Annotated in this window: 21 protein-coding genes and 1 riboswitch; of the genes, 8 read left to right on the top strand and 13 right to left on the bottom strand. The window is 40.2% G+C overall.

Going from position 1 to position 25181, the window contains the following annotated elements; genetic code table 11:
* Positions 1-52: 52 nt before the first annotated feature.
* Positions 53-1786 (bottom strand): arginine--tRNA ligase, encoded by a 1734-nt coding sequence (gene argS, locus L5B90_RS02585; protein ID WP_250364414.1) that lies wholly within the window; start codon positions 1784-1786, stop codon positions 53-55.
* Positions 1787-1875: 89 nt separating this feature from the next.
* Between argS and L5B90_RS02580 the strand changes: the two genes are divergently transcribed.
* The 6 genes from L5B90_RS02580 to L5B90_RS02555 all read left to right on the top strand — a co-directional run bounded on the left by L5B90_RS02580 (position 1876) and on the right by L5B90_RS02555 (position 8876).
* Positions 1876-2451, top strand: coding sequence for a VOC family protein (locus tag L5B90_RS02580; RefSeq protein WP_250364415.1), 576 nt, complete (start codon positions 1876-1878; stop codon positions 2449-2451).
* 42 nt (positions 2452-2493) lie between these two features.
* Positions 2494-2955, top strand: a complete 462-nt coding sequence (locus tag L5B90_RS02575) for a glycine zipper 2TM domain-containing protein (RefSeq protein ID WP_250364416.1) — start codon at positions 2494-2496, stop codon at positions 2953-2955.
* Positions 2956-3139: 184 nt separating this feature from the next.
* On the top strand, positions 3140-4543 hold the full coding sequence (locus L5B90_RS02570) for a replicative DNA helicase (protein WP_265762061.1): 1404 nt from the start codon (positions 3140-3142) through the stop codon (positions 4541-4543).
* A 5-nt stretch (positions 4544-4548) separates the two neighbouring features.
* Complete coding sequence (gene alr / locus L5B90_RS02565; protein WP_265762060.1) at positions 4549-5634, top strand: alanine racemase; 1086 nt, start codon at positions 4549-4551, stop codon at positions 5632-5634.
* Between the two features lie 33 nt (positions 5635-5667).
* Entirely contained in the window at positions 5668-7314 is a 1647-nt protein-coding gene (gene pgi / locus L5B90_RS02560) for a glucose-6-phosphate isomerase (protein ID WP_265762059.1), read from the top strand.
* A gap of 173 nt (positions 7315-7487) precedes the next feature.
* A complete protein-coding gene (locus L5B90_RS02555; protein ID WP_265762058.1) occupies positions 7488-8876 on the top strand; it encodes a glucose/sorbosone family PQQ-dependent dehydrogenase in 1389 nt (462 codons plus the stop codon).
* A 104-nt stretch (positions 8877-8980) separates the two neighbouring features.
* Here the strand turns inward: L5B90_RS02555 and L5B90_RS02550 are convergent, their stop codons facing one another.
* The 4 genes from L5B90_RS02550 to L5B90_RS02535 form a co-directional block, all read right to left on the bottom strand.
* Positions 8981-9304: an HI1450 family dsDNA-mimic protein gene (locus L5B90_RS02550; RefSeq protein WP_265762057.1), complete on the bottom strand. Its 324-nt coding sequence runs from the start codon at positions 9302-9304 to the stop codon at positions 8981-8983.
* A 117-nt stretch (positions 9305-9421) separates the two neighbouring features.
* The gene (ppc, locus tag L5B90_RS02545) at positions 9422-12061 is read right to left on the bottom strand and encodes a phosphoenolpyruvate carboxylase (RefSeq protein WP_265762056.1); all 2640 of its coding nucleotides are present in this window, start codon (positions 12059-12061) and stop codon (positions 9422-9424) included.
* Positions 12062-12280: 219 nt separating this feature from the next.
* Complete coding sequence (gene purR / locus L5B90_RS02540) at positions 12281-13282, bottom strand: HTH-type transcriptional repressor PurR (RefSeq protein ID WP_250350076.1); 1002 nt, start codon at positions 13280-13282, stop codon at positions 12281-12283.
* A gap of 405 nt (positions 13283-13687) precedes the next feature.
* The gene (locus L5B90_RS02535; protein WP_250350077.1) at positions 13688-14290 is read right to left on the bottom strand and encodes a peroxiredoxin C; all 603 of its coding nucleotides are present in this window, start codon (positions 14288-14290) and stop codon (positions 13688-13690) included.
* Between the two features lie 157 nt (positions 14291-14447).
* Here L5B90_RS02535 and metC point away from each other — a divergent pair, with 157 nt between their 5' ends.
* Positions 14448-15641 carry a cystathionine beta-lyase gene (metC, locus tag L5B90_RS02530; protein ID WP_250350078.1) on the top strand — a complete coding sequence of 398 codons (1194 nt, stop codon included), beginning with the start codon at positions 14448-14450 and terminating at the stop codon, positions 15639-15641.
* A 46-nt stretch (positions 15642-15687) separates the two neighbouring features.
* Here the strand turns inward: metC and L5B90_RS02525 are convergent, their stop codons facing one another.
* From L5B90_RS02525 to L5B90_RS02490, 8 genes are all read right to left on the bottom strand, one after another.
* Entirely contained in the window at positions 15688-16737 is a 1050-nt protein-coding gene (locus tag L5B90_RS02525) for an ABC transporter substrate-binding protein (RefSeq protein ID WP_250350079.1), read from the bottom strand.
* A 9-nt stretch (positions 16738-16746) separates the two neighbouring features.
* Positions 16747-17835: a metallophosphoesterase gene (locus L5B90_RS02520; protein ID WP_250364422.1), complete on the bottom strand. Its 1089-nt coding sequence runs from the start codon at positions 17833-17835 to the stop codon at positions 16747-16749.
* Positions 17836-17913: 78 nt separating this feature from the next.
* Positions 17914-18966 (bottom strand): ABC transporter substrate-binding protein, encoded by a 1053-nt coding sequence (locus L5B90_RS02515; RefSeq protein ID WP_250364423.1) that lies wholly within the window; start codon positions 18964-18966, stop codon positions 17914-17916.
* Positions 18967-19068: 102 nt separating this feature from the next.
* Positions 19069-19158, bottom strand: a riboswitch (TPP riboswitch).
* A 215-nt stretch (positions 19159-19373) separates the two neighbouring features.
* Positions 19374-21980 (bottom strand): bifunctional aconitate hydratase 2/2-methylisocitrate dehydratase, encoded by a 2607-nt coding sequence (acnB, locus tag L5B90_RS02510; protein WP_265762055.1) that lies wholly within the window; start codon positions 21978-21980, stop codon positions 19374-19376.
* Positions 21981-22083: 103 nt separating this feature from the next.
* The gene (locus tag L5B90_RS02505) at positions 22084-22380 is read right to left on the bottom strand and encodes a YciI family protein (RefSeq protein ID WP_103853029.1); all 297 of its coding nucleotides are present in this window, start codon (positions 22378-22380) and stop codon (positions 22084-22086) included.
* 17 nt (positions 22381-22397) lie between these two features.
* Complete coding sequence (gene yciA / locus L5B90_RS02500) at positions 22398-22856, bottom strand: acyl-CoA thioester hydrolase YciA (protein WP_265762054.1); 459 nt, start codon at positions 22854-22856, stop codon at positions 22398-22400.
* An 8-nt stretch (positions 22857-22864) separates the two neighbouring features.
* Positions 22865-23413 carry a septation protein A gene (locus L5B90_RS02495; RefSeq protein WP_250350085.1) on the bottom strand — a complete coding sequence of 183 codons (549 nt, stop codon included), beginning with the start codon at positions 23411-23413 and terminating at the stop codon, positions 22865-22867.
* Positions 23413-24171, bottom strand: coding sequence for a hypothetical protein (locus L5B90_RS02490; protein ID WP_265762053.1), 759 nt, complete (start codon positions 24169-24171; stop codon positions 23413-23415). The genes L5B90_RS02495 and L5B90_RS02490 overlap by 1 nt, the downstream gene beginning before the upstream one ends.
* A 323-nt stretch (positions 24172-24494) precedes the next feature.
* On the opposite strand from L5B90_RS02490, the gene L5B90_RS02485 reads away from it, so the two are divergent.
* Positions 24495-25142, top strand: a complete 648-nt coding sequence (locus L5B90_RS02485) for an OmpW/AlkL family protein (RefSeq protein ID WP_250364426.1) — start codon at positions 24495-24497, stop codon at positions 25140-25142.
* The last annotated feature ends 39 nt before the right edge of the window (positions 25143-25181 follow it).

The following is a 25181-nucleotide window of genomic DNA, read 5'->3' as shown; positions in this document are numbered from 1 at the left end:
TAGAAACAAAAAAAGCAGTCAATAAAGACTGCTTATTTTTTGACGTGTAAAATCACATCTTCTCAACAGTTTTAATTCCCAGCAAATCTAATCCTTGCTTTAAGGTTTTCTCTGTGAGTAATGCCAGTTTCAAACGGCTGAGTTTTATTCCTTCATCTTCATTATTAAGAATTGGGCAATGTTCGTAGAAACTTGAGAAGACACCGGCTAATTCATAAAGATAGGCACAAAGAATATGTGGTGAACCTTCTTTTGCCACTTGTTGGATTGCTTCTTCAAATTGAAGTAATTTGAGGGCTAAGGTACGTTCTTTTTCATCAATGATGTTAATTGGCGCATCGGCAAGTTGTTCGCTGCTAATGCCTGCTTTATTGAAAATAGAACGGATACGTGTGTAAGCATATTGCATATAAGGGGCGGTGTTGCCTTCAAAGCTGAGCATATTATCCCAATCAAATACGTAATCTGTTGTGCGGTTTTTGGACAGATCGGCATATTTCACTGAACCAATTCCCACCGCTTCAACCACGGCCGCTTTTTCTTCTGCAGAAAGTGCGGTGCTTTTTTCGCTAATTAATTTATCGGCACGCTCAATGGCTTCATCTAGGAGGTCAGCTAATTTTACGGTTCCGCCAGTACGTGTTTTAAATGGCTTGCCATCTTTACCTAGCATCATACCGAAATTTTTATGTTCTAATTGGAAGCTATCTGGTACATAACCTGCCTTGCGTGTAATCAGCCACGCTTGTTGCATATGTTGGCTTTGGCGTGTATCTGAAAATACAAGTGCACGATCCGCTTTTAAGGTTTCATAGCGATATTTGGCGGCGGCAATGTCTGTGGTAGTGTATAAAAATCCGCCATCTTTTTTCTGCACGATCACACCCATTGGATCGCCATCTTTGTTTTTAAATTCATCAAGATAAACTACTAATGCGCCGTCATCTTCCACCGCAAGTCCTTGTGCTTTCAGATCTTCTACAATAGCAGGTAGCATTGGGTTATATAGGCTTTCGCCCATCACATCTTTTTCTGTGAGGGTAACGTTTAGGCGATCGTAATTGCGTTGGTTTTGTTGCATGGTAATATCAACCAACTTTTTCCACATTGTGCGGCAGTATTCATCGCCACTTTGTAATTTCACTACATAATTACGCGCTTTTTCAGCAAAGGCTTCATCGTTGTCGTAATGTTCTTTCGCCGCACGGTAAAAGGCCTCTAAATCGCTCAATTCCATTTCGCTGGCGTGTTCATTTTCCATTTTTTCTAAATAGGCGATAAGCATACCGAACTGCGTTCCCCAGTCGCCAACGTGATTAGCACGAATCACCTTATGCCCTAAAAATTCAAGGGTGCGCACTACCGAATCGCCAATAATGGTCGAACGCAAATGCCCGACGTGCATTTCTTTTGCTACATTTGGTGAAGAATAGTCGGCAACAATCGTTTCTTTCTTATCGGTGTGAATGCCTAGATGATCGTCTTTCAAGGCAACTTGCACATTATCCGCAAGCCAAGTTGGGGAAAGAAAAATGTTAATAAAGCCGGGGCCTGCAATTTCAATGTTGTTTGCAATAGGCTCGAGGTTAAGATGTTCTAGCACGTTTTGTGCAAATTCACGGGGATTTTGCCCCAATTTTTTTGCGGCAGCCATAATGCCGTTTGCTTGATAATCGCCAAATTGTGGTTTGTTGGATTGGCGCACAAGGGCTTCGCATTGTTCATCTGCCCCAGCTTGGATCATTGCGTGCTTAATTTTGTCAGATAAAATGGATTGAATATTCACGGTTTATCCTTAATTTTAAATTGTGAAAATAAAATAATCCGCTATGATACCGTTCTTTCTGGATTAAGACAAAGATAAAGCAGGAAAAAATGATAAGTCGCGAACAAAATTTTTCATTTTTTGACAACCCTTTCTTTTCCTACGATGAATTTGCCAAATTTGAGCAGCAGATTTTACGATTGGCGGAAAAAATGGCATTGCCGTTGCAAGATTATGTGATTGATCACCTTGCGGTGCGCGTGAACAGCGAGCAATCAGCACAACGTTGGCTCAGTGCGTTATTAACGTGCGGTGAAATTTTAAGTGATAATATCGTCAATGGGCGAAAAATCTATCTTATTCAATTAGATACGCCATTAACCTTTGCTAATCAGCAAGTACAGATCATTGAATTACCTTTCCCGAAAAATAAACATTATCCACAAGAAGGGTGGGAACATATTGAAGCGGTCATTCCTTTTTTGCCTAAAGAAACGACAAATGCGTGGGTTGAGCGTATAAATTCGCATTTTTTATGGAACAAAATGACAGATGTGAGCGTCAAAGTGAGTGAACCTAAGGTAGAGGGTGAAAGGCTCCCCAACCCTTCAATTGCAGTGAGTTGTGATCATTCCACTTGCATTAAGGTGCATCCTTATCATATTAAGACGATTGTGGCGTCTTGATAAGGGAATAAAGATAACAAGTTAAATAAAGGTGTATTTCTTATGAAAAAAATGAGTTTAGCATTAGCAATTTTAATGAGCATTGGCTTAGTAGGTTGTGCAAATCAGGATATTTACAGCGGTGATGTGTATTCTGGTGGACAAGCAAAAGAAGCGCGCTCAATCAGCTATGGTACGATTGTTTCTGTAAGAGCGGTGAAAATTCAAGCAGAAAATGAAGGTGTAATCGGTACTGTTGGTGGCGGTGTACTTGGCGGTATTGCGGGTTCTGGCATTGGTGGCGGTACAGGTCAAGCGATTGCAACGGCAGTTGGCGCAATTGCGGGTGCCGTGATTGGTAGCAAAGTAGAAGAAAAAGCAAGCCAAGTGAATGCGCAAGAATTGGTGATCAGAAAAAATGATGGTAAACAAATTGTGGTTGTACAAAAATACAATGAAAAATTTGTTCCGGGAGCAAAAGTTCAAATCGTAGGTGATTCAAAGCTTAATGTGTCGGTCATCTAATTTGATTGTCATAAAAAGTGCGGTAATTTTTACCGCACTTTTTTGTTATTGCGCCTAAGCGTATGTATTTCTCCCTTTTATTTTTATTGGGGGATTTTCGCTATTTCACTGTTCTTTTTCTTAATTCTCACCTCAATTTGGTATATGATAGGCATAAATTTTTATCATAATCAAAAACGGATTTATGGCGAAACAATACCCTTCAAACTCAAAAGATAAAAAAGTTGAGCAGATTAATATCCCCCCTCATTCCATTGAAGCAGAACAAGCCGTGATCGGCAGTATGTTGCTGACAGATGCCCATTGGGATGCGGTTTCTGAACGCATTATTGCTGAGGATTTTTATACCTTTGAGCATCGTTTGATTTTTCAACATATTATGAATTTGATCCGCAATAATAAACCCGTGGATCTTCTTACCTTAGATGAAACATTAAAAGCGGCAGGGGTGAGCGAAGAAGTGGGCGGTTTTGCCTATTTAGCAGAACTGTCAAAAAATACACCAAGTGCCGCGAACGTGCTGACTTATGCCGAGATTGTACGAGAAAAAGCGATTTTGCGTGAACTTATCGCGTCCAGTAATAAAATTGCTGAAATGAGCTATCAAACCAAAGGGCGAGATGTAAAAGAAATTCTTGATGATGCCGAACGTGAAGTGTTCAGCATTGCAGAAAAGCGTACCACGGCGAGTGAAGGGCCGCAAAATATCATTGATATTTTGGATAAAACCATTGATAAAATTGAAGTGCTAAGTATGAGCGAAACCCATAATGGGGTAACAGGGGTAACGACGGGCTTTATTGATTTAGACCGCAAAACCGCAGGCTTACAGCCTTCGGATTTAATTATTGTTGCCGCACGCCCTTCTATGGGGAAAACCACCTTTGCGATGAATTTATGTGAAAATGCTGCATTAGCCAGTGATAAACCTGTGTTGGTCTTTAGTTTAGAGATGCCTTCAGAGCAAATTATGATGCGTTCTTTGGCTTCTCTTTCCCGGGTGGATCAAACGAAAATTCGGACTGGACAAGGTCTAGATGAAGGGGATTGGGCGAAAATTGCCAGCACCTTAGGGATATTTAGGAAAAACCCCAATTTGTATATTGATGATTCTTCAGGGCTAACGCCAACTGAATTGCGTTCGCGTGCGAGACGCGTGTATCGCGAACACGGCGGGCTGAGCCTGATTATGGTGGATTATTTGCAGTTAATGCGTGCGCCCGCGTTTTCCGATAACCGTACCTTGGAAATTGCAGAAATTTCGCGTTCTTTGAAAGCCTTAGCAAAAGAGTTGGAAGTCCCCGTTATTGCCCTTTCGCAGCTTAACCGTACCTTGGAAAACCGTGCGGATAAACGCCCTGTAAACTCAGATTTGCGTGAGTCAGGATCTATTGAGCAGGATGCGGATTTGATTATGTTTATTTACCGCGATGAAGTGTATAACGATAATTCGGAAGAAAAAGGCATTGCAGAAATTATTATCGGTAAGCAACGTAATGGCCCGATTGGTAAAGTGCGGTTAAAATTTAACGGACAATTTTCTCGTTTTGACAACCTTAAAGATCAACCTGATTATTCTTACGAGTAGGCATTATGATTGATGTAAAACCCGCTACGGCAAAAATTAGCTCACAGGCATTAAAACATAATATTGGGGTGATCAAACAAAAAGCACCACATAGCAAAGTGATTGCCGTCGTAAAAGCTAATGCCTATGGACACGGTGTGGCGTTTGTCGCCTCTGTGTTGGAAGAATTTGTCGATTGTTTTGGCGTTGCGCGCTTAGAAGAAGCACTCACATTACGTTCAAATGGGATTACAAAGCCCATTTTATTATTAGAAGGCTTTTTCCGCGCGAAAGATCTACCGATTATTGCCGTCAATAATATCCAAACTATCGTGCATAACGAAGAGCAGTTAAATGCCTTACAGCAAGCCAATTTACCCAACCCAATTAACGTTTGGCTCAAAATAGACACGGGAATGCACCGCCTTGGTGTCGCTTTAGATGAAGTAGAGACATTTTGCCAAGCGCTTGAAAAATGTCCAAATATTGAACCGCACTTTGGTTTTGTGAGTCATTTTAGCCGTGCCGATGAAGTAAAATCAGATTACACCCAAAAGCAACTTAACGCATTTCTTAAAGCGACGAAAAATAGAGTAGGGGAGCGTAGTATTGCCGCTTCTGGGGGCATTTTATTTTGGCCTGAAGCGCATTTGGATTGGATTCGCCCCGGCATTATTTTATATGGCATTTCACCGAATAACGTACCAAGTCAAAAATACGGCTTAATGCCCGTGATGACACTCACTTCATCACTGATTGCCGTGCGTAATCATAAAAAAGGCGAACCCGTAGGATATGGTGGAAAATGGGTGAGCGAACAAGATACCAAAATTGGTGTTGTTGCCATTGGCTATGGAGATGGCTATCCAAGAGATATGCCACAAGGGACTCCGGTTTATCTTAATGGACGTCGTGTGCCAATTGTGGGCAGAGTATCAATGGATATGCTCACTGTGGATCTTGGTCAAGACAGCCAAGATCAAGTGGGGGACGAAGTAATCTTATGGGGTAAGGAATTACCTATTGAAGAAATCGCAGCAATAAGTGGCATTTTAAGTTATGAATTAATAACAAAACTCACCCCACGAGTTTTGACGGAATATATTGATTAATTTTTTAATTAAACTTAATAAAAGGAAACTCAAATGAAAAACATCAACCCAACTAGCACGCAAGCGTGGAAAGCCTTAGAACAACATAAAAACAATCTGGGCGAAACCACTATTCAACAATTATTTGCGCAAGAGCCTAACCGTTTTAAAGATTATTCTTTAACCTTTAATCAGGATATTTTAGTGGATTATTCAAAAAATAATCTTACTCAAGAAACCTTAGGGCTATTGCGTCAATTAGCGGAGGAATGTGGCTTGCAAGCCGCAACGGAAGCGATGTTCAGCGGGGAAAAAATTAACCGCACTGAAAACCGTGCTGTGCTACACACCGCATTGCGTAATCGCTCAAATACCCCTGTTTTGGTGGATGGTAAAGATGTGATGCCAGAAGTGAATGCGGTACTTGCTAAAATGAAATCGTTCTGCGATCGTGTTATTTCAGGGGAATGGAAAGGCTATACAGGCAAAGCCATTACTGATGTGATTAATATTGGTATCGGCGGTTCAGATTTAGGACCTTATATGGTTACCGAAGCCTTACGCCCTTACAAAAATCACCTGACAATGCACTTTGTCTCCAATGTAGATGGCACACATATCGCTGAAACATTGAAAAAAGTGAATCCAGAAACCACGCTGGTGCTAGTCGCATCAAAAACCTTCACTACGCAAGAAACAATGACCAACGCAAATTCTGCGCGTGATTGGTTCTTAGCCAGTGCGAAAGATGAAGCGCATATTGCAAAACATTTCGCCGCACTTTCAACTAACGCAAAAGAAGTAGAAAAGTTCGGCATTGATACGGCAAATATGTTTGAATTTTGGGATTGGGTTGGCGGACGCTATTCCTTATGGTCAGCGATTGGCTTATCTATCGCCCTTTCTATCGGCTTTGAAAACTTTGAAGCCTTGTTATCGGGGGCGCACGAAATGGATAAACATTTCCGCAATGCGCCACTTGCAGAAAATATTCCTGCAACATTAGCCTTAGTGGGCTTATGGAACACCAATTTCCTTGGCGCGCAAACAGAAGCTATTTTGCCTTATGACCAATATTTACACCGCTTTGCCGCCTATTTCCAACAAGGTAATATGGAATCAAACGGAAAATATGTAGGGCGTGATGGTAAAGTGGTCGATTACCAAACAGGTCCAATTATCTGGGGTGAACCGGGTACAAACGGACAACACGCGTTCTATCAATTAATTCACCAAGGTAAAATTTTAATTCCTTGTGATTTTATTGCCCCTGCACAAACTCATAATCCACTTTCAGATCATCATCTGAAATTATTGTCTAATTTCTTTGCACAAACGGAAGCACTGGCGTTTGGTAAAACAAAAGAAGAGGTCGAAGCAGAATTTGTGAAAGCGGGTAAATCCCTTGATGAAGTGAAAGAGATTGTGCCATTTAAAGTGTTTACTGGTAACAAACCAACCAACTCAATTTTATTGCAAAAAATCACGCCATTTAGCTTGGGGGCATTAATTGCAATGTATGAACACAAAATCTTCACTCAAGGCGTGATCTTCAACATTTTCAGCTTTGACCAATGGGGGGTAGAACTTGGCAAACAGCTCGCTAACCGCATTTTACCAGAGCTTGAAAACAACAACGAAATCACCAGCCACGACAGCTCAACCAATGGTTTAATCAACCAATATAAAGCGTGGCGTTAACTTTTTCCTAAAGGGTAAATAAAAGTGCGGTAATTTTTCACCGCACTTTTTTATTTCAACAAAATCTTTCTCAAAAGTAAAAACACCTTTTCTAATAATAGGTATCGCTATTTTTCCTCGTTTTATATAATCCGCTCGCTTTTTAACATCAAGAAGAACAATAGGAGAATAGAATGAAAAAACTAGCATTTGCTGGTGCATTATTTGTATTTGCGACAACTAGCGCAAATGCCATTGATGTGGTGAGTAAAGATGGGAAGGTGGATTTTGGTTCACATTTTGAAGCAACAGTATTAACCGATAAGGTTGATGGCGGTTGGGAGATGATCTGGGGGCCGAAAGAGCAACTTTGGCTAACAGAACGTGCAGGCAGAAATATCGTGAGCATTGATCCCAAAACGGGCGAGAAAAGCGTGTTGTACCATTTTGCCAATGCCTATGAGAAATTCCCACATCAAGGCGTGTTAGGGTTAGCCTTAGATCCAAATTTTGATGCAGGTGAACCTTATGCTTATGCGGTCTATACTTATGTTGATGGTGAGAAAAAATTCGCCCGTATTGTCCGTTTAACCTATGATGAGAAAGCCAACAAATTAGGTGATGAGAAAATTGTTATTGACCATATTATTGCAGGTGTCGATCACAATGCTGGACGTATTAAATTTGGTCCAGATGGCAAACTTTATTACACCACAGGTGATTTAGGCTATAACCAAGGTAAACACGTTTGCGATGAAATTACTTCACAAAAATTGCCGACAGCAGAACAGGTAAAAAACCACGACTACCAAGCTTATAACGGAAAAACCTTGCGCCTTAACAAAGACGGCTCAATTCCTGATGATAATCCTATCATTAAAGGGGTGAAAAGCCACGTTTATACCTACGGACACCGTAATCCACAAGGTTTAGTATGGGTAGGAAATCACCTTTATAGCACAGAGCAAGGCCCTTCAAGCGATGATGAATTGAACAAACTTGAAGCGGGTGGAAATTATGGCTGGCCACACATTGCGGGATTTAAAGATGATTTAGCTTATGTTTATGCGAATTATTCTGCCGCGGTAAATTGCCCGAGCGTGAAATATGATCCCAATGTGATTCCTGAAGGCGTGCCAACACAAAAAGAAACGGATTACAAAGAACCTGTGATTGATCCTGTCAAAACGTTCTTCACGGTGAATAATGACTACAATTACACTAACGCCACTTGTGGAAAACTGGCTTATATTTGCTGGCCAACAATTGCACCGGGTAATGCGGTATATTATCCGAAAGATGGCGTTATTCCAGAGTTCCGTAATTCATTATTATTAGCAACCTATAAGAGTGGGGCAATCTATCAAGTAAAAATGAATGAAGATGCGAGTAATGTGCAAGGGGATACGGCAAAATATTTCACCAGTGCAAACCGTTATCGCAATGCTTTAGTTAGCCCAGATACCCGTAAAATTTATGTGGTAACAGATAATATGGGAAATGGCCGTCAATTAGATGACACACCAACCTCAAAAATGGCAAATCCTGGTTCAATTATTGTCTTTGAATATATGGGGCAATAATGGCTGATCTGCACCTCAAATTAGGTATCCAGTTTTCGAGTACAGATCAGAGTGTGGTTAAATAGTAAAAGTGCGGTGATTTTTCACCGCACTTTTTATCGGGATTATTTTTTCCAAATAATATGATATTGACGATCTTCTTCTTGGTGGGAAATGAGGAACTTGGCAAAAATATCATCCATTTCATCTTGTGCATTAACTAAGCCGATCCAAACTTCAGCATATTCATCAGGATCAATCAATACGCCGATTTCTTCTTCCCAATTTTCTGCCGTTTCGACAAATTCAACCGCACCGCGTTCTTCAAATTGTAAATTGAAGAGAACAATATCCGCAGGATCAAGGTTCTCTCCGGCCATTTCAAGGAAGATGTCATAGGCAATATCAATAGCCGTATCAGGATCGAGTTTTTTTATTTGTTCTGTCATTGGTTTTTTTATTTGTTTGAAAAGAGTGCGTATCATAGCATAAGAATAATCAGGAAAGAAAAAGTGCGGTAATTTTTTACCGCACTTTGCCTTTTATCTTTTGGGCGATACTCGCGTTTAACCAGTATTACGCATTCCAGCGGCAATACCTGTAATGGTGATCATCAAGGCTTGCTCAACATCAGGATTTGGGTTTTCAGGGTTTTCACGCAAACGGCGTAATAATTCCACTTGTAATAAGTTGAGTGGATCAGTGTAAATATTACGCAAAGCGATAGATTCTGCAATCCAAGGGAGATCCGACATTAATTGATCTTCGTGCGATAAAGAGAGAATTGTTTGAATATCAGCCTTTAATTGTTCGCGTAAAGATTGCCCTAAATACCATAATTCAGGTTTCACAAGGTGTTGATCATAGTGTTCAGAAAGCCAAGTATCGGTTTTACTGAACACCATTTCTAACATACCAATCCGTGTTGAGAAAAATGGCCATTGTTTACACATTTCTTCAATAATATTGCCTTTACCTTGCTCAATAGCAAGCCGCACTGAAGCCCCTGCACCAAGCCAAGCTGGTAGCATTAAGCGGTTTTGCATCCAAGCGAAAATCCAAGGAATCGCACGCAGACTTTCTACGCCACCATTAGGATTGCGTTTCGCCGGGCGTGAACCCAATGGTAATTTTGATAGTTCTTGTTCTGGTGTCGCAGAGCGGAAATATGGCACAAAATCTTTATCGCCACGCACCACGCGACGATAAATATCGCAAGATGTGCGAGAAAGCTCATCCATTACTTCACGCCAAGCTCTTTTAGGTTCTGGTGGGGGTAATAAATTGGCTTCTAAGATAGCACTTGCGTAAAGATCTAAACTGCCTACTGCCACCGCAGAGAGACCAAGTTTAAAGCGGATCATTTCTCCTTGTTCGGTTACACGTAAACCATTTTTTAAGGAACGCGGCGGTTGAGAAAGAAGCGCCGCGTGTGCAGGTGCGCCCCCTCGTCCAATGGTACCGCCACGCCCGTGGAATAGGGTAAGTTCGATGCCTAATTCTTCACATAAATTGACGAGTTGTTCTTGCGCACGATATTGCGCCCAAGAAGCGGCCATCATTCCCGCATCTTTTGCACTGTCGGAATAGCCAATCATCACCATTTGTTTATTATTGATGACCCCACGATACCAGCCGATATTGAATAATTGACGCATCACCTCTTCGGAGGCGTCTAAATCATCTAATGTTTCAAATAACGGTACAACAGGTAAGTGGTAAGGTACACCAGCTTCTTTTAGCAATAAATGCACGGCAAGTACATCGGAAGCAGTACGCGCCATTGAAATAATATAGCAAGAAATCACGCCTTCGGATTGTTCTGCAATCACTTTACAGGTATCTAGCACTTCTTGCGTTTCTGCAGAAGGTTTCCAATCGCGCGGTAAGAGTGGACGGCGTGAACTGAGTTCACGAATTAAGAAAGCTTGTTTGTCATCTTCTGTCCATTGTGAATAATCACCTAAACCAATATAACGGGTGATTTCCGCAATGGCATCGCTATGTCTTGTGCTTTCTTGGCGAATATCAAGGCGAGAAAGCGATAAGCCAAAGCAACGAATACGGCGTAAGCAATCAAGTAATGCCCCATTTGCAATAATTCGCATACCGCATTGGTGGAGAGATTGATAGCAGTCATAAAGTGGTTCCCAAAGCTGTTCATCATCAGTTAAACATTCTTCTGACGCAACAGCAGGGATTTTGCCTTCTAGTTGATCGCCATAATAGGCCACCGTTTTGATCAATTTGCTACGCAATTGTTTGATGACAAATCGATAAGGCTCTAAGTGATCGCCATATTTAGCGCGAAATTCAGGCGTACATTGAATTACAGAAAGTTCATCGGCTAAGGCTTTGATATCTTCTAAAAATAACTCAGCTGCTTTCCAGCGATTCATTAGTAACACTTGGCGAGTCGTTTGGGCAGTCACAAATGGGTTACCATCACGATCTCCCCCCATCCAAGAAGAAAAACGCACTGGAGCAAGATCCACCGGCAATTGCACCGTAAAGTTTTTTTCTAAATGAAAATTAAATAGGCGACAAAATTCTGGCACCGCTTTCCATAGGCTATTTTCAATCACCGCCATTCCTGCTTTGGCTTCATCAACAGGGGTTGGGCGTTGGGTACGAATTTCATTCGTATGCCAAGCGAGGGCAATCAGCTGCATTAAACGGCGTTTAAGTTTGGTGGTTTCGGCTTCAGTTAAATCATCGTGTTCTAAACGGCTTAAGCAGCGGTTGATTTCGACGTGTTTATGCCCGAGTGAACGGCGTGTTACCTCGGTTGGGTGAGCGGTAAGCACCAATTCAATAATCAGTTTTTGTACCGCATCAAGTACTTTCTCAACGGGAACATTTTGTGCTTTTAAACGTTGAAATAAGGCTTCTAACGTGCGATCGGAAGATTCTTGGTCAATATGCTGACGAGAAATTGTTTGGTATTGTTCAGCAATATTGGTTAAGTTCAAAAAATGGCTGAAGGCTCTCGCGACAGGAATAATGTTTTCATCAGAAATTGTCGCAAGGGTATCAAGTAGCTGCTGGCGTGCTTTTTCATCACCCGCACGGGAATTGCGTGATAACACACGAATATTTTCAATTAAGTCAAGAATATCACTACCTTGTGCATCACTAATGGTTTCGCCCAAGAAATGCCCAAGCATATTGATGTTGTTACGCAGTGTTGTGTATTGTTGGATCATAAGCACCTCACAAAAAAATAAATTCGTTTTCTGTGATAGATATAATCAAAAATAGGGAGAAAGGTCAATTATTTAAAAGATAAAAAATAATATAAATCAAAAGTGCGGTGGTTTTTTTATGAATTTTTTATCTTTTTTTATATAAAATTTAATAATGTTAGTAATTTGTTAAAATTTAGTCTAAAAAATTGCCCGTTATAGTAACGGGCAGGAGATGAATTATAATTGTTTAACTGAACTGCGAACGACTAATTCAGGGTGCATTTCGATAATTTGGTGCTGACCGGATTTATCACTAATGCGTTGGAATAATAAATTCACCGCTTGTGCGCCTAAACGAGATTTAGACTGGTGTATTGTGGTAAGTGGCGGTGAATAAAAACGCGAGGCGTGAATATTGTCATAGCCAATAATAGAAATATCATCAGGCACTTTCAGTCCTTTTTCTCCAATGGCGGAGATTGCACCTAATGCCATTACATCATTGCAACAGAATACCGCGCTAGGTAAGTGTGCTTGCTTTAAGATTTTATTCATACATTCATAGCCATCTTCTGGCTCAAAAAAACCTTCCATTACCCAATCGGGATTAATTGGCAAATTAGCCTCTGTCATTGCTTTAACAAAACCTTCATAACGTGTTTTAGCCGTGGTTTTAATTAATTCACCTGCAATGATACCAATGGCTTTATGCCCATTATCAATCAGATATTTGGTTGCCATATAGCCACCTTCAAAGCTGTTGTCTTGAATAATATCTGTATTTTGATTATTTGGTCCCCAATCCATTACTACCATTGGAATATCGGTGAAATTTGCCAGCAGATCGAGGGAATCTTGCGTGTATTCTGCACACATCACTAACACCCCATCTACGCGTTTTTTAGCAAGCATTTCAAGGTGATTTTTAATTTTTTCTGGCTCATTTTGGGTATTGCATAAAAATAATGAATAGCCTTGGCGATAGCAATGCTCTTCAACGGCGTGAATAATTTCAGCAAAATAAGGGGCTTCACTGGTGGTTACGATCATACCAATTGATTTTGTGGTATTGACTTTCAAACTTCTCGCTACCGCACTGGGTGAATAATTGAGTGCTTGAATCGCCTCACGTACTTGCTTTTCTGTTTCAGGTGCAACAAAGCGCGTTTTATTAATTACGTGGGATACCGTCGTGGTGGACACGCCCGCCATTTTTGCCACATCTTTAATTGTTGCCATAATTCCTCCGAAAAAATTTTGGCTATTATAAAGGGCGAAATCGAATTGTTAAGGGTTATTGCGAAAAAATTTGCACTTCATCACAGCTTTTTCCTGTTTACTTAAGAAAGTTTCTTTTTTTCACAATTTTGCTATAATCCCGACAAGTTTTATCAACTTTTAGGAGTAAATTATGGGTACATTTGGTTATGCAATGATGATGGTTGTGCTATCTTTAGGCGTGATCCTAACGCTTGCCTCATCAATTTTTTAATGAGTTGATTTAAAAGAAAAAGCTAAGTTTAGAAAACTTAGCTTTTTTTATAACGCATTGTTTTTATAAAAGTTCCTTAGGTAAAGAGAACTCACCTTAGTGAGTTTCCAGTTCCTAAATTAAATTGAAAATAAAGCTAAACAAGTAATAGATTAAAGTTTATCTGCGTTTTGTTTTAAGTATTTTGCAACGCCTTCAGGGCTGCCGGTCATTCCTTCTTTGCCTTTTTCCCATTGTGCTGGGCAAACTTCACCGTGTTCTTCGTGGAATTGTAACGCATCAACCATACGGATCATTTCGTCAATGTTACGACCAAGTGGAAGATCGTTTACAACTTGGTGACGAACAACGCCATCTTTGTCAATTAAGAATGAAGCACGAAGTGCAACGCCTGCTTCAGGGTGTTCAATACCGTATGCTTGAGCAATCTCGTGTTTAACGTCAGCAACCATTGCAAATTGAACTTCACCGATACCGCCTGCATCAACAGAGGTTTTACGCCACGCATTGTGAGTGAATTGAGAGTCAATAGAAACACCAACCACTTCAACACCACGGTTTTTGAATTCTTGATAACGGTGATCGAATGCGATGATTTCAGATGGACATACAAAAGTGAAATCTAAAGGCCAGAAGAAGATAACTGCTGGTTTACCTTCGATGTGTTTTTTTAAGTTAAAATTATCAACAATTTCACCGTTGCCTAATACAGCGGATGCAGTAAAATCTGGTGCTTGACGAGTTACTAATACCATAGTAAAAATCTCCTATAAAAATTAATGATAGATATGCTTAAACAACAATAAGCGTAAATCAGGAAATATTCTAAAGAAAAGCACCGCACTTGAATAACTGTTTTTATCTATTAAATTGATTATTTTTACCTAAATTTAATAAAAGTAAGGAAAATGTATGAAAGCAAATACTACATCGAACACCACCTTTGTCCACGCTGGACGCAAAAAGAGAATGACGCAAGGCAGTGTGAATCCTGTGATTCAGCGTGCCTCTTCTTTAGTTTTTGATTGCTTAGCGGATAAAAAAGAAGCCGGCAAAAACCTCACTAAAGGCGCATTATATTATGGACGTCGCGGTACGCTCACTCATTTTGCCTTGCAAGATTTAATGTGTGAATTAGAAGGTGGGGCAGGCTGTTATCTTTACCCTTGTGGGGCTGCTGCGGTAACCAATACCATTCTTTCTTTTGTGGCAACTGGTGATCATATTTTGATGACAGGTGCGGCTTATGAGCCAACTCAAGTGTTCTGCAACGTAATTTTGCAAAAAATGGGGGTAAGTACCACCTATTATGATCCGCTGATGGGGGCTGAAATTGCCAACTTAATGCAGCCAAATACTAAAGTGGTGTTCTTAGAATCGCCAAGCTCACTGACAATGGAAGTGCCTGATATTCCTGCGATTGTAAAAGCTGTGCGTGCGGTTAATCCTGATGTCGTGATTATGATTGATAATACTTGGGCGGCGGGCGTGTTATTTAAGGCGCTGGAACACGATATTGATATTTCTATCCAAGCGGGGACGAAATATTTAGTAGGGCATTCTGATGCAATGATCGGCACTGCGGTATCTAACGCCCGTTGTTGGGATAAATTGCGTGAACATTCTTATTTAATGGGGCAAATGGTGGATGCAGATACCGCCTATGTTACCGCACGGGGTATTCGTACCTTAGCGGTTCGCCTAAAACAACATCAAGAAAACAGCATAAAAGTTGCGCAATGGTTAGCTCAACAGCCTGAAGTAAAAGCGGTCTATCACCCAGCTTTAGCAAGCTGTCCGGGACACGAAAACTTTAAGCGTGATTTCACGGGTGCCAGCGGGTTATTTTCTTTTGAACTAAAAGAGAAATTAACACAAGAACAATTAGAACGCTTTATGGATCATTTTGAACTGTTTTCAATGGCGTATTCTTGGGGAGGATTTGAGTCATTAATTTTATATAATCAACCAGAAGAGATTGCTAAAATTCGCCCTAATATTGATAGAAAACTGACTGGCACATTAATCCGTGTGCATATTGGTTTTGAAGAAGTTGAAGATTTAATCGCTGATTTGAAAGCGGGCTTTGAACGTTTGAAAGGTTAAAATGCCTGACCCCACATTAAAAGTGGGGTCATTTTTTTGCGAAAAGTTAATTTTCTTTTTTCAATTTAATTTCTTGCACCCATTTATTGACTAAGCGTTTGCCTTCTTCTGCCGAACCAAAACGGTCAAAATCAATATTGATCAGCTTCAAGGTTTTAGGATCAACTGATTTGGGTGAAGCTTGCGCATTCACATTAGTTGGAATTTGATAAACCCCAGCCTCACGCCAAGGAATTTCTTGTGCCTCTTTAGATAATGCCCAATCTACAAATAATTTTGCGTTATCCAAGTTTCTTGCGCCTTTAATAATGCTTAATCCACCAAGGGAATAACTATCACCCTCACAAGGCAAAATGGCTTCCACTGGTGCGCCATTTTCTTTCTCGGTGGCATAACTATGCACGAACCCAACACTGACCGCACTTTCACCGCGTGCTAAATTACTGGTAACTTGATTGCTCTTCATATATTGAGAAACATTTTTATCTAACTGTTTTAGATAGGCAAAGGCTTTTTCTTCACCGAGTAATTCAATCAGCGTAACAATCGCTGTATAAGTCGTGCCGGAAAGTTGAGGATCTGGTACTTGAATTCGTCCTTTTAAGCGGGGATCAAGCAAATCTTTCCAACATTTTGGATAGTCTTTAATGCCTAGCTCAGCAAATTTTTCAGTATTTACACCAAAACCAAGTACGAGCATATATAAAATAGACGTCAGATCGCCTTTTTTATCTAACAATGCTTTAAATTGTGGCATTGTTTCAGCTTGCATTGGTGAACGATAAGGGCTGAGTAAACCCAGATCGCCAGCTTGATAATGTAATTCAATCGTACCGCCGTACCAAACATCCGCTTGCGGATTGTGTTGTTCTGCTTTTAACTTGGATAAGGTCGCCCCTGTACTATTACGTACAAATTGAGTTTGCACATGATACTTCTTACTAAAAGCCTGCGTGATTTTCTCACAAGTCGTACTTTGCACACTACAATAGACGGTGAGCTTGCCTTCGGCCTGAACGGCATTGGAAAACAGCGTTGCCGAGCCTAAACAAAGTGCGGTGTAAATTTTACTTAAATTTTTATTTAGAAAGTTCATTCTCACGCCCTATTCTTTTCCTTTTACATCAATAATAAACACTTCCGATTGCGATCCCAATCGCATTGGAATTCCCCAAAATCCATAACCTGAAGTAACGAAAAAATGCCCGTTGCCAATTTTCTCATAACCGTAATCTAAACGATATAACACCTTTGTGATTAAATTTGCTGGAAAGATTTGTCCTTTATGTGCGTGGCCTGAAACCTGAATATCAATAGGTAAGGTTGAATGTGCCATAATTTCTGTTGGACGGTGATCCAATAGAAAAATAGGTAAATGGGTATTTAAGCGATTAATTATATCTTTGGTTTTTGGACGCGCTTTAAATAAATCATCATTACGCCCAATCAGCACAAAACGATTATCTACTTGCACTGCTTGATCCATCAGAACCGTAATACCAGCTTGACGAATTTCGTTGGCAATCGCCTGCTGTTGTCCAAAGAAATCGTGGTTACCTAAGGTGGCATAAACGCCAAGCGGGGCGTGTAATTGAGCAAGATGCGGTCGCATTTTTTCTGCGACATAAGCGCGAATATTATCATCCATAATATCGCCCGGGAGTAAAATAATATCGACTTTTTGCTCGTTCATTATTTCAGCCAGCTTATCCAATTGTTTGCCACCAAATAATCGTCCAAGGTGAAAATCACTCGCCATTCCAATACGCAAGGGTTTGAAAGGTTTATCCAAGGTAATTTGATAATGAATGACTTGTGGCGTGTAAGCATTATAGACGCTCAATCCAATCAAACTGATTAAACCAACAGGATAAAGCCAAGCTAAGGTGCGGTGCAATTTTGGCTTAAATTTTTGTTTTCTAAAGATAAAGTAAATAGCTACACAGGCTAAGCTGACAAAGCTGGCAAAAAGCAAAAATGCCAAAATAAAAGCACTAGTGCGAAACATCGGGTAAATACGCGAGACAGTGAGCAAAATAATACTGTTTGCAGCGAGATAAGTACTCAGGGTGAAAATTTTACGACAAACAGGACTGGCATTTTGCAAATAAAGCCAAGAAAGGGTGCGGTTAAAAATATAAATAAAACATTGTAAGAAAATAATACAAATTGCGAAAATAATCTGGTATCGCATTATGAACAGCTTTCCTAACGTAAAAAATCATAAAGTGCGGTTATTTTTAACCGCACTTTATCCTTTGTCAATGTAAACTTACTTTAGTTTCACTTCTTCTATCCAACGTTTTATTAATCGTTTCCCTTCTTCGTCTGAGCCAAAGCGATCAAAATCAAAGTCAATGAGTTTTAAGGTTTTTGGATCGGTTGAATTTGGCGAGGCTTTGGCGTGAATATTGGTTGGAATTTGATACATTTTTTCTTCACGCCACGCAATTTCTTGTGCTTCTGGGGTTAATGCCCAATCCATAAATAATTTTGCATTGTCTAAATTTCTCGCCCCTTTCAAAATACTGATACCACCAAGCGAATAGCTATCCCCCTCACAAGGTAAAATTGCCTCTACTGGCGCGCCATTTTCTTTTTCTGTTTGATAACCATTAATAAAACCGATGGTTACCGCTGCATCCCCACGCGAGAGATTGGATTTCTCTGTGCCACTTTTTGCATATTGGGAAATGTTTTTATCTAAAGCTTTAAGATAACGAAAGGCTTCTTCCTCACCGAATAATTGCACGAGTGTTGCGATAAAGGTGTAGCCGGTACCTGTATTGCGCGGATCAGGCATTTGAATTTGATCTTTAAATTTGGGATCGGTTAAATCTTTCCAACATTTTGGGTAATCCTTAATGCCTAATTGTTTGAACTTTTCCGTGTTTACACCAATGCCTAACACAATAATATAGCCAATTGCGGTTACATCACCGTGCTTGTCGAGCAATGCTTTAAATTGTGGCATTGTTTCCGCTTGTAGGGGCGAACGATAAGGTTCGAGTAATCCTAATTGCGCAGCTTGAAAATGAGGCTCAATGGTACCGCCATACCAAATATCCGCTTGTGGCAAGGCTTGTTCTGCTTTGATTTTAGCTAAGGTTGCTCCTGTGCTATTACGCACAAATTTGGTGTCCACGTGATATTTTTTAGCAAAAATTTGAGCCATTTTTTCGCACACAGAATGTTGCACGCTGCAATAAATATTGAGTCGCCCTTCCGCGTTAGCATTGTAGCTAAATAAAAAGAATCCACCTAGCACAATAAAAATTAAGCCACATTTTGATAAAAATGATGAGAAAAAAGGTTTAAATTGCATTGTCATTTCCTTATTAATTAAATGATTAAAAAGTCATATTGACGAGCAAGGAAGAAATTAGAAAGGTAAAAAAGAATATTCTGCAACATAGCTATTTACAAGAATATGATCTAATTAGTTTCCTACGTCAGCATTAACTGAATCAGGTTCACGGGTATCATCTCAGCTTAAAAAGCACCCCGACTAATTCCCGTTTAGTATAGAAAGGGCAGGATATTGCTGTCAAATAGAAAAGGTTAAATGGCTATAATTAATGATGAAAAAAGGAAATAAAAATAAGCAAAAAAATAACCGCACTTCTTATCCGCAAAGAAATAACAAAATAAAGGCGTTTGGGTTTTCATAGAAAGAAAAGTGCAGTGAAATTTTCCTGATTTTTTCACCGCACTTTTGTGATTGAGGTTTTACTAAGCAGGGGCTTGGAAGATCACTTCCTGTGCTTTTTGCGTATATTGATTAAGTTGATCAAAATTCATATAGCGATAGGTGTCTTCCTTGTCTTGCTGTAAATCCGCCACATAGACTTGATATTCTTCTGGCGTTGGCAGTTTGCCGAGCAATGCAGCCACAGCGGCGAGTTCTGCTGATGCCAAATACACATTTGCCCCTTGCCCTAAGCGGTTTGGGAAATTGCGGGTTGAAGTGGAAACCACCGTGGCATTATTGGCGACACGCGCTTGATTGCCCATACAAAGTGAACAACCGGGGATTTCAATCCGTGCGCCACTTTTACCATAAATGCTGTAATAGCCTTCTTCTGTCAGTAGGCTGGCATCCATTTTAGTTGGTGGAGCGAGCCATAAGCGAGTTGGAATGACCTCTTTAAACTTGGCTAATAATTTTCCAGCAGCACGGAAATGGCCAATATTCGTCATACAAGAGCCGATAAACACTTCGTCAATTTTATCCCCTTGCACCTTAGAAAGAAGGCGAGCGTCATCAGGATCATTTGGCGCACATAAAATCGGTTCTTTGATTTCATTGAGATCGATTTCAATCACGGCAGCATATTCTGCATCAGGATCTGCGCTGAGTAATTGAGGATTTTCTAACCATTTTTCCATTGCGTTGATACGGCGTTCTAGCGTACGAGCGTCGCCATAACCTTCTGCAATCATCCATTTGAGTAATACAATGTTGGAATTCAGGTATTCAATGATTGGTGCTTTGTCTAATTTTATGGTACAAGCGGCGGCAGAGCGTTCTGCTGAGGCATCGGAAAGCTCAAAGGCTTGCTCCACTTTAAGATGCTCTAATCCTTCAATTTCTAAAATGCGACCAGAGAAAATATTTTTCTTGCCTTGTTTTTCTACCGTGAGCAGGCCTTGTTGAATGGCATAATAAGGAATGGCGTGGACTAAATCACGCAAGGTGATGCCCGGCTGCATTTCACCTTTGAAGCGAACAAGCACACTTTCCGGCATATCCAGTGGCATTACACCTGTGGCAGCAGCAAACGCCACCAAGCCTGAACCAGCAGGGAAAGAAATGCCAATCGGGAAGCGAGTGTGTGAATCTCCGCCTGTTCCTACGGTATCAGGCAATAACATACGATTTAGCCAAGAGTGGATAACGCCATCTCCGGGACGAAGCGATATACCGCCTCGGTTCATAATAAAATCAGGCAACGTGTGATGGGTGACCACATCTACCGGTTTAGGGTAGGCGGCGGTATGGCAGAAAGATTGCATCACAAGATCTGAGGAAAACCCTAAACAGGCGAGATCTTTTAGTTCATCACGGGTCATTGGGCCGGTGGTATCTTGTGAGCCGACAGAGGTCATTCTTGGTTCGCAATATTGTCCCGGACGAATACCTTCTACACCGCAGGCGCGCCCGACCATTTTTTGTGCGAGGGTAAACCCTTTATGGTTATCTGCTATTGCTTGTGGTTTGGCAAAAATATCATTTTCAGCTAAACCTAAACTTTGGCGTGCTTTATGTGTTAAGCCTCGTCCGATAATTAATGGAATACGTCCGCCAGCGCGTACTTCATCTAATAGTACATTGGTTTTTAACTGAAATTCGGCTAATACTTGATCGCTATTATGCTGGCAAATTTTGCCTTGATAAGGGTAAATATCAATCACATCACCCATATTGAGTTTGCTTACATCGACCTCAATCGGCAATGCTCCCGCATCTTCTAACGTATTAAAGAAAATAGGGGCAATTTTTCCGCCTAATACCACGCCACCTGCGCGTTTATTCGGAATATAAGGAATATCCTCGCCCATAAACCATAGCACCGAATTTGTCGCAGATTTGCGAGATGAACCTGTGCCTACAACGTCGCCCACATAAGCCAGTGGATAGCCTTTTTCTTTTAAGGCATTAATTTGTTGAATTGGCCCAATATTGCCGGCTTCATCTGGTTGAATGCCTTCTCGTTCATTTTTTAGCATTGCTAGAGCGTGCAAAGGAATATCTGGACGTGACCACGCATCTTGAGCAGGAGAAAGATCATCTGTGTTGGTTTCACCCGATACTTTAAATACGGTAACAGTGAGTTTTTCGTCTAATTTTGGACGTGATAAAAACCATTCTGCCTTTGCCCAAGATTGGAGAATTTGTTGTGCGTAAGCATTGCCTTGTTTGGCTCGTTGTTCTACATCGTAGAAATTATCGAACATTAATAACGTGGAAGAAAGGGCGGGGACGGCATAAGGGGCAAGGGTGTCATTATCAAGGGCTTGGAGCAGTGGTTCAATATTATAACCACCTTGCATTGTACCTAAAATTTGTACCGCACTTTCAGGACTAATTAAGGGGGAGTGGGCGCTACCATTGACAATGGCGGCAAGAAAAGAGGCTTTCACATAAGCGGCTTCATCCACTCCAGCAGGTACGCGGGTTTTAAAAAGCTCAAGAAGATATTCCGTTTGCTCTGCTGGGGGATGTTTTAATAATTCAATAAGCTGTGCGGTTTGTTCGGCATCTAATGGTTTTGGCACAACACCCTGTGCGGCACGTTCATCAATATGTTTTTGGTAATCGTGTAGAAAGTTTGACATTGTGTTTCCTCTTATTGTTTTTATCGTTAGGGATAGCACTTTTCTTTTTTCTCACTTGAGTTAACTAAAAGAAAAGTGCGGTGCTTTTTTTGAGTGTTTTTATTTAGAAAACTTTCTTAAATGGTTTGATGATGACTTCGCCATAAACCCCTGCTTCCACATAAGGATCTTGGCTTGCCCATTGTTGGGCGGCTTCAAGACTGTCAAATTGAGCAATAACCGTTGAACCGGTAAAGCCTGCCTCGCCGGGGTTTTCATCATCAATGGCTGGATTTGGCCCCGCGGTTAATAGACGATTTTCTGCTTGTAATTGTTTTAAACGAGCGAGGTGTTGCTCACGCACAGCAAGACGCTGAGCGAGTGTGTTGGGTTTATCTTGTGCGAAAATAACATAATACATTTTGTTGTCCTCCTTGATTAAGGTTGTGTCATTAATGCTAATGCTTTTTCTAATTCTGGGTTGTTTTCTCGCGGAATGGCACGAGATTTTCCTTTATTATCTACTGCAACGAAGGTAAAGATCGCTTCCGTCACACAATAACGTTCACCAATGGGTTCACTGGACACTTTTTTGGCCCATACTTCAATTTTTATTTGAATAGAAGAACGGCCGACTTTAACACATTGCCCATAACAGCATACCACATCGCCAACGGAGATTGGGCGGATAAAGGTCATACTATCAACGGCAACGGTAACGACACGCCCGTGTGCGATTTCTTTCGCTAAAATAGCGCCACCCATATCCATTTGCGACATAATCCAACCGCCGAAAATATCGCCGTTGGCGTTGGTATCAGAAGGCATCGCTAATGTACGAAGTAATAAACTACCTTGGGATTGTCGCCCCGTTTTGGTTTCAATAAAAACAGACATAATTTTTCCTATTGTTGTTCTTTATTATCCGTTTGTGGAAGATAACGATAAATATAAACGCCCGTTGCTACTGTTGCAATAAGGCTAAGCCCAATAATTCCAAACGTTTTGAAATCGACCCAAATATCGTCAGAGAAATATTGACTAATGATAATATTAATCACCATACAAAGCAGAAAGAAGCACGCCCAGCCCATATTTAATTTATACCAAACCGCATCAGGTAGCTGAATTTCTTTACCTAATAATTGCTGAATGAGCGGTTTGTTAAACATCACTTGGCTAATGATTAATGCCAAAGCGAACAAGGCATAAATCACCGTCACTTTCCATTTTAAAAATGCTAATTCGTTGAAATAGGCGGATAATGCACCAAAAAAAACCACCGCACTTCCCATAATGAGCTGCTGTTTTTCAATTTTACCGTATTTGACTTTTAGCACCACAAGCTGAATGACGGTGGCAATAATTAGGGCAATTGCGGCTTCACGAATCCCCACTAGTTTATACACAATAAAAAAGACGAGTAGGGGAATAAATTCTAAAATCTGTTTCATTATTGTTGATCCTTGCGCATAAATAAGCTGTAAAAGCGGTAGGTGAAAAGTAAAGAAAATACGCTCACTACGGCAGTTAAAAAGAGCATTAGGACATCGAAAATAAGATTGTCGCTTAATGCAGTGATACGTCTCAGTACAAAAGGCAGTACGACATAAATTAACAAACAATAAATCAATAACGGCGCAGTGCGTTTTACGCCGCTTAACCAGCTATTTTTCAATGCTTGCATAATGCTTACAGGGTTAATGAGATATTCCGTAGAAGCAAGGCTTAAGCGTACAAAAATAAAAAAGCCAAGCAAAATCGCGACCAAAGAAAGCATTGAAGGCGATTGCCCTTGTAAAATGGCGAACAGGCTTTCTACTACGCCAATCATCAGCGGAATAAATCCAATTAAGCTAATCATCACCACACCAACAAAACGTTGTAAAGTTAGCACCGCACTTTGATTTAATGGATTTTGTTGTTGAATACTAATGCGGTGAAAAGTGAGAATACCCCAAGAAGAAAGAAATAGGCTGACTAATTGTTGTGCGATGCCTAACAGTAAAAATTCAGCACTGATATTATTCGGTAAGGGTAAACTTTGTCCATTTGCCTGACTTATTTCGGGCATCGGTACGACCGTCGTTAAAAGAAAATAGAAAATTAGTGCGTTAATAAAAAAGAAAAAGATAAATTGCTGGGTAATCGTCCTTTGATTACGCATAAAATTCCAACAATCTTGAAAAATTTGAGTAAAATTAATGTTCATTCTTTATTTCCAGTAAAAAATCATTGCGACATTATACAATAACTTGCTAACCATTGCTTTTCCTTTAGTAGAAACCTCGTCTTGTTGTGAATAAGGATTTTTTGCGTTGTCATATTTGATTTTGGGTTAGATCAAATCTTCTCTATTGTTAAACAAAATGAAAAGTGCGGTAAATAAAATTTTTAAATTTTTTAACAAAATTTTAAAAACTTTGAACTGTATCACAAAATATGTAACTATTTTGTGGTATGTTTGTGATGTGTTAAATACACAGTATTTGTAAGGATATTAGTTTAAAGGTATTAACCATAGAGGTACTTTTTATGAAAAAAACACTGATTGTATCGGGTTTAGCGAGTCTTTTTATAGCCAGTTCTGCAAATGCACATCAAGCTGGAGAGATTATGCTTAGAGCGGGTGGGGTATTTGTGAGTGCAAATTCTGATTCTCACACCAAAACGCCAATAGAGGTAAATTTAAAAGTAAGTGATAATGCACAATTAGGGCTAACAGCAACTTATATGATTACCGATAATATTGGTGTGGAATTATTAGGTGCAACACCATTTTCACATAAGATCAAAGCAAATGTCCCTGCATTAAATCTCAATTTAGGCAATGTGGTTAAATTAAAACAACTTCCTCCGAGTTTGTATGTTCAATATTACTTCCTAGATAAAAATGCGGGGGCTCGTCCTTATGTAGGGGCAGGGCTGAATTACACCAGATTTTTTAATGCGAAATCAACTCATACCGCAGTGACGAACTTACAAGTGAAAAAACATTCTTTTGCCCCTGTCTTTAACTTAGGGATTGATATTAAAGTAGCTGATAATCTTTATTTAAATACAGCAATGTGGTACACACGAATCAAAACAACGGCAAGATTCAACGCATTAGGGGCAGCGCACGAAGTGGATGTAAAACTTAATCCGTTTGTGTTCTTTATGGGGTTGGGGTATCGCTTTTAATTTATTGATTTTTCTATCTTAAGCCTGTGTTGGGGCAGG

Source organism: Avibacterium sp. 20-129, from assembly GCF_026226845.1.
Lineage (GTDB): Bacteria > Pseudomonadota > Gammaproteobacteria > Enterobacterales > Pasteurellaceae > Avibacterium.
The sequence above is the reverse complement of the archived record's forward strand: the minus strand, read 5'-3'. Positions and strand labels throughout refer to the sequence as shown.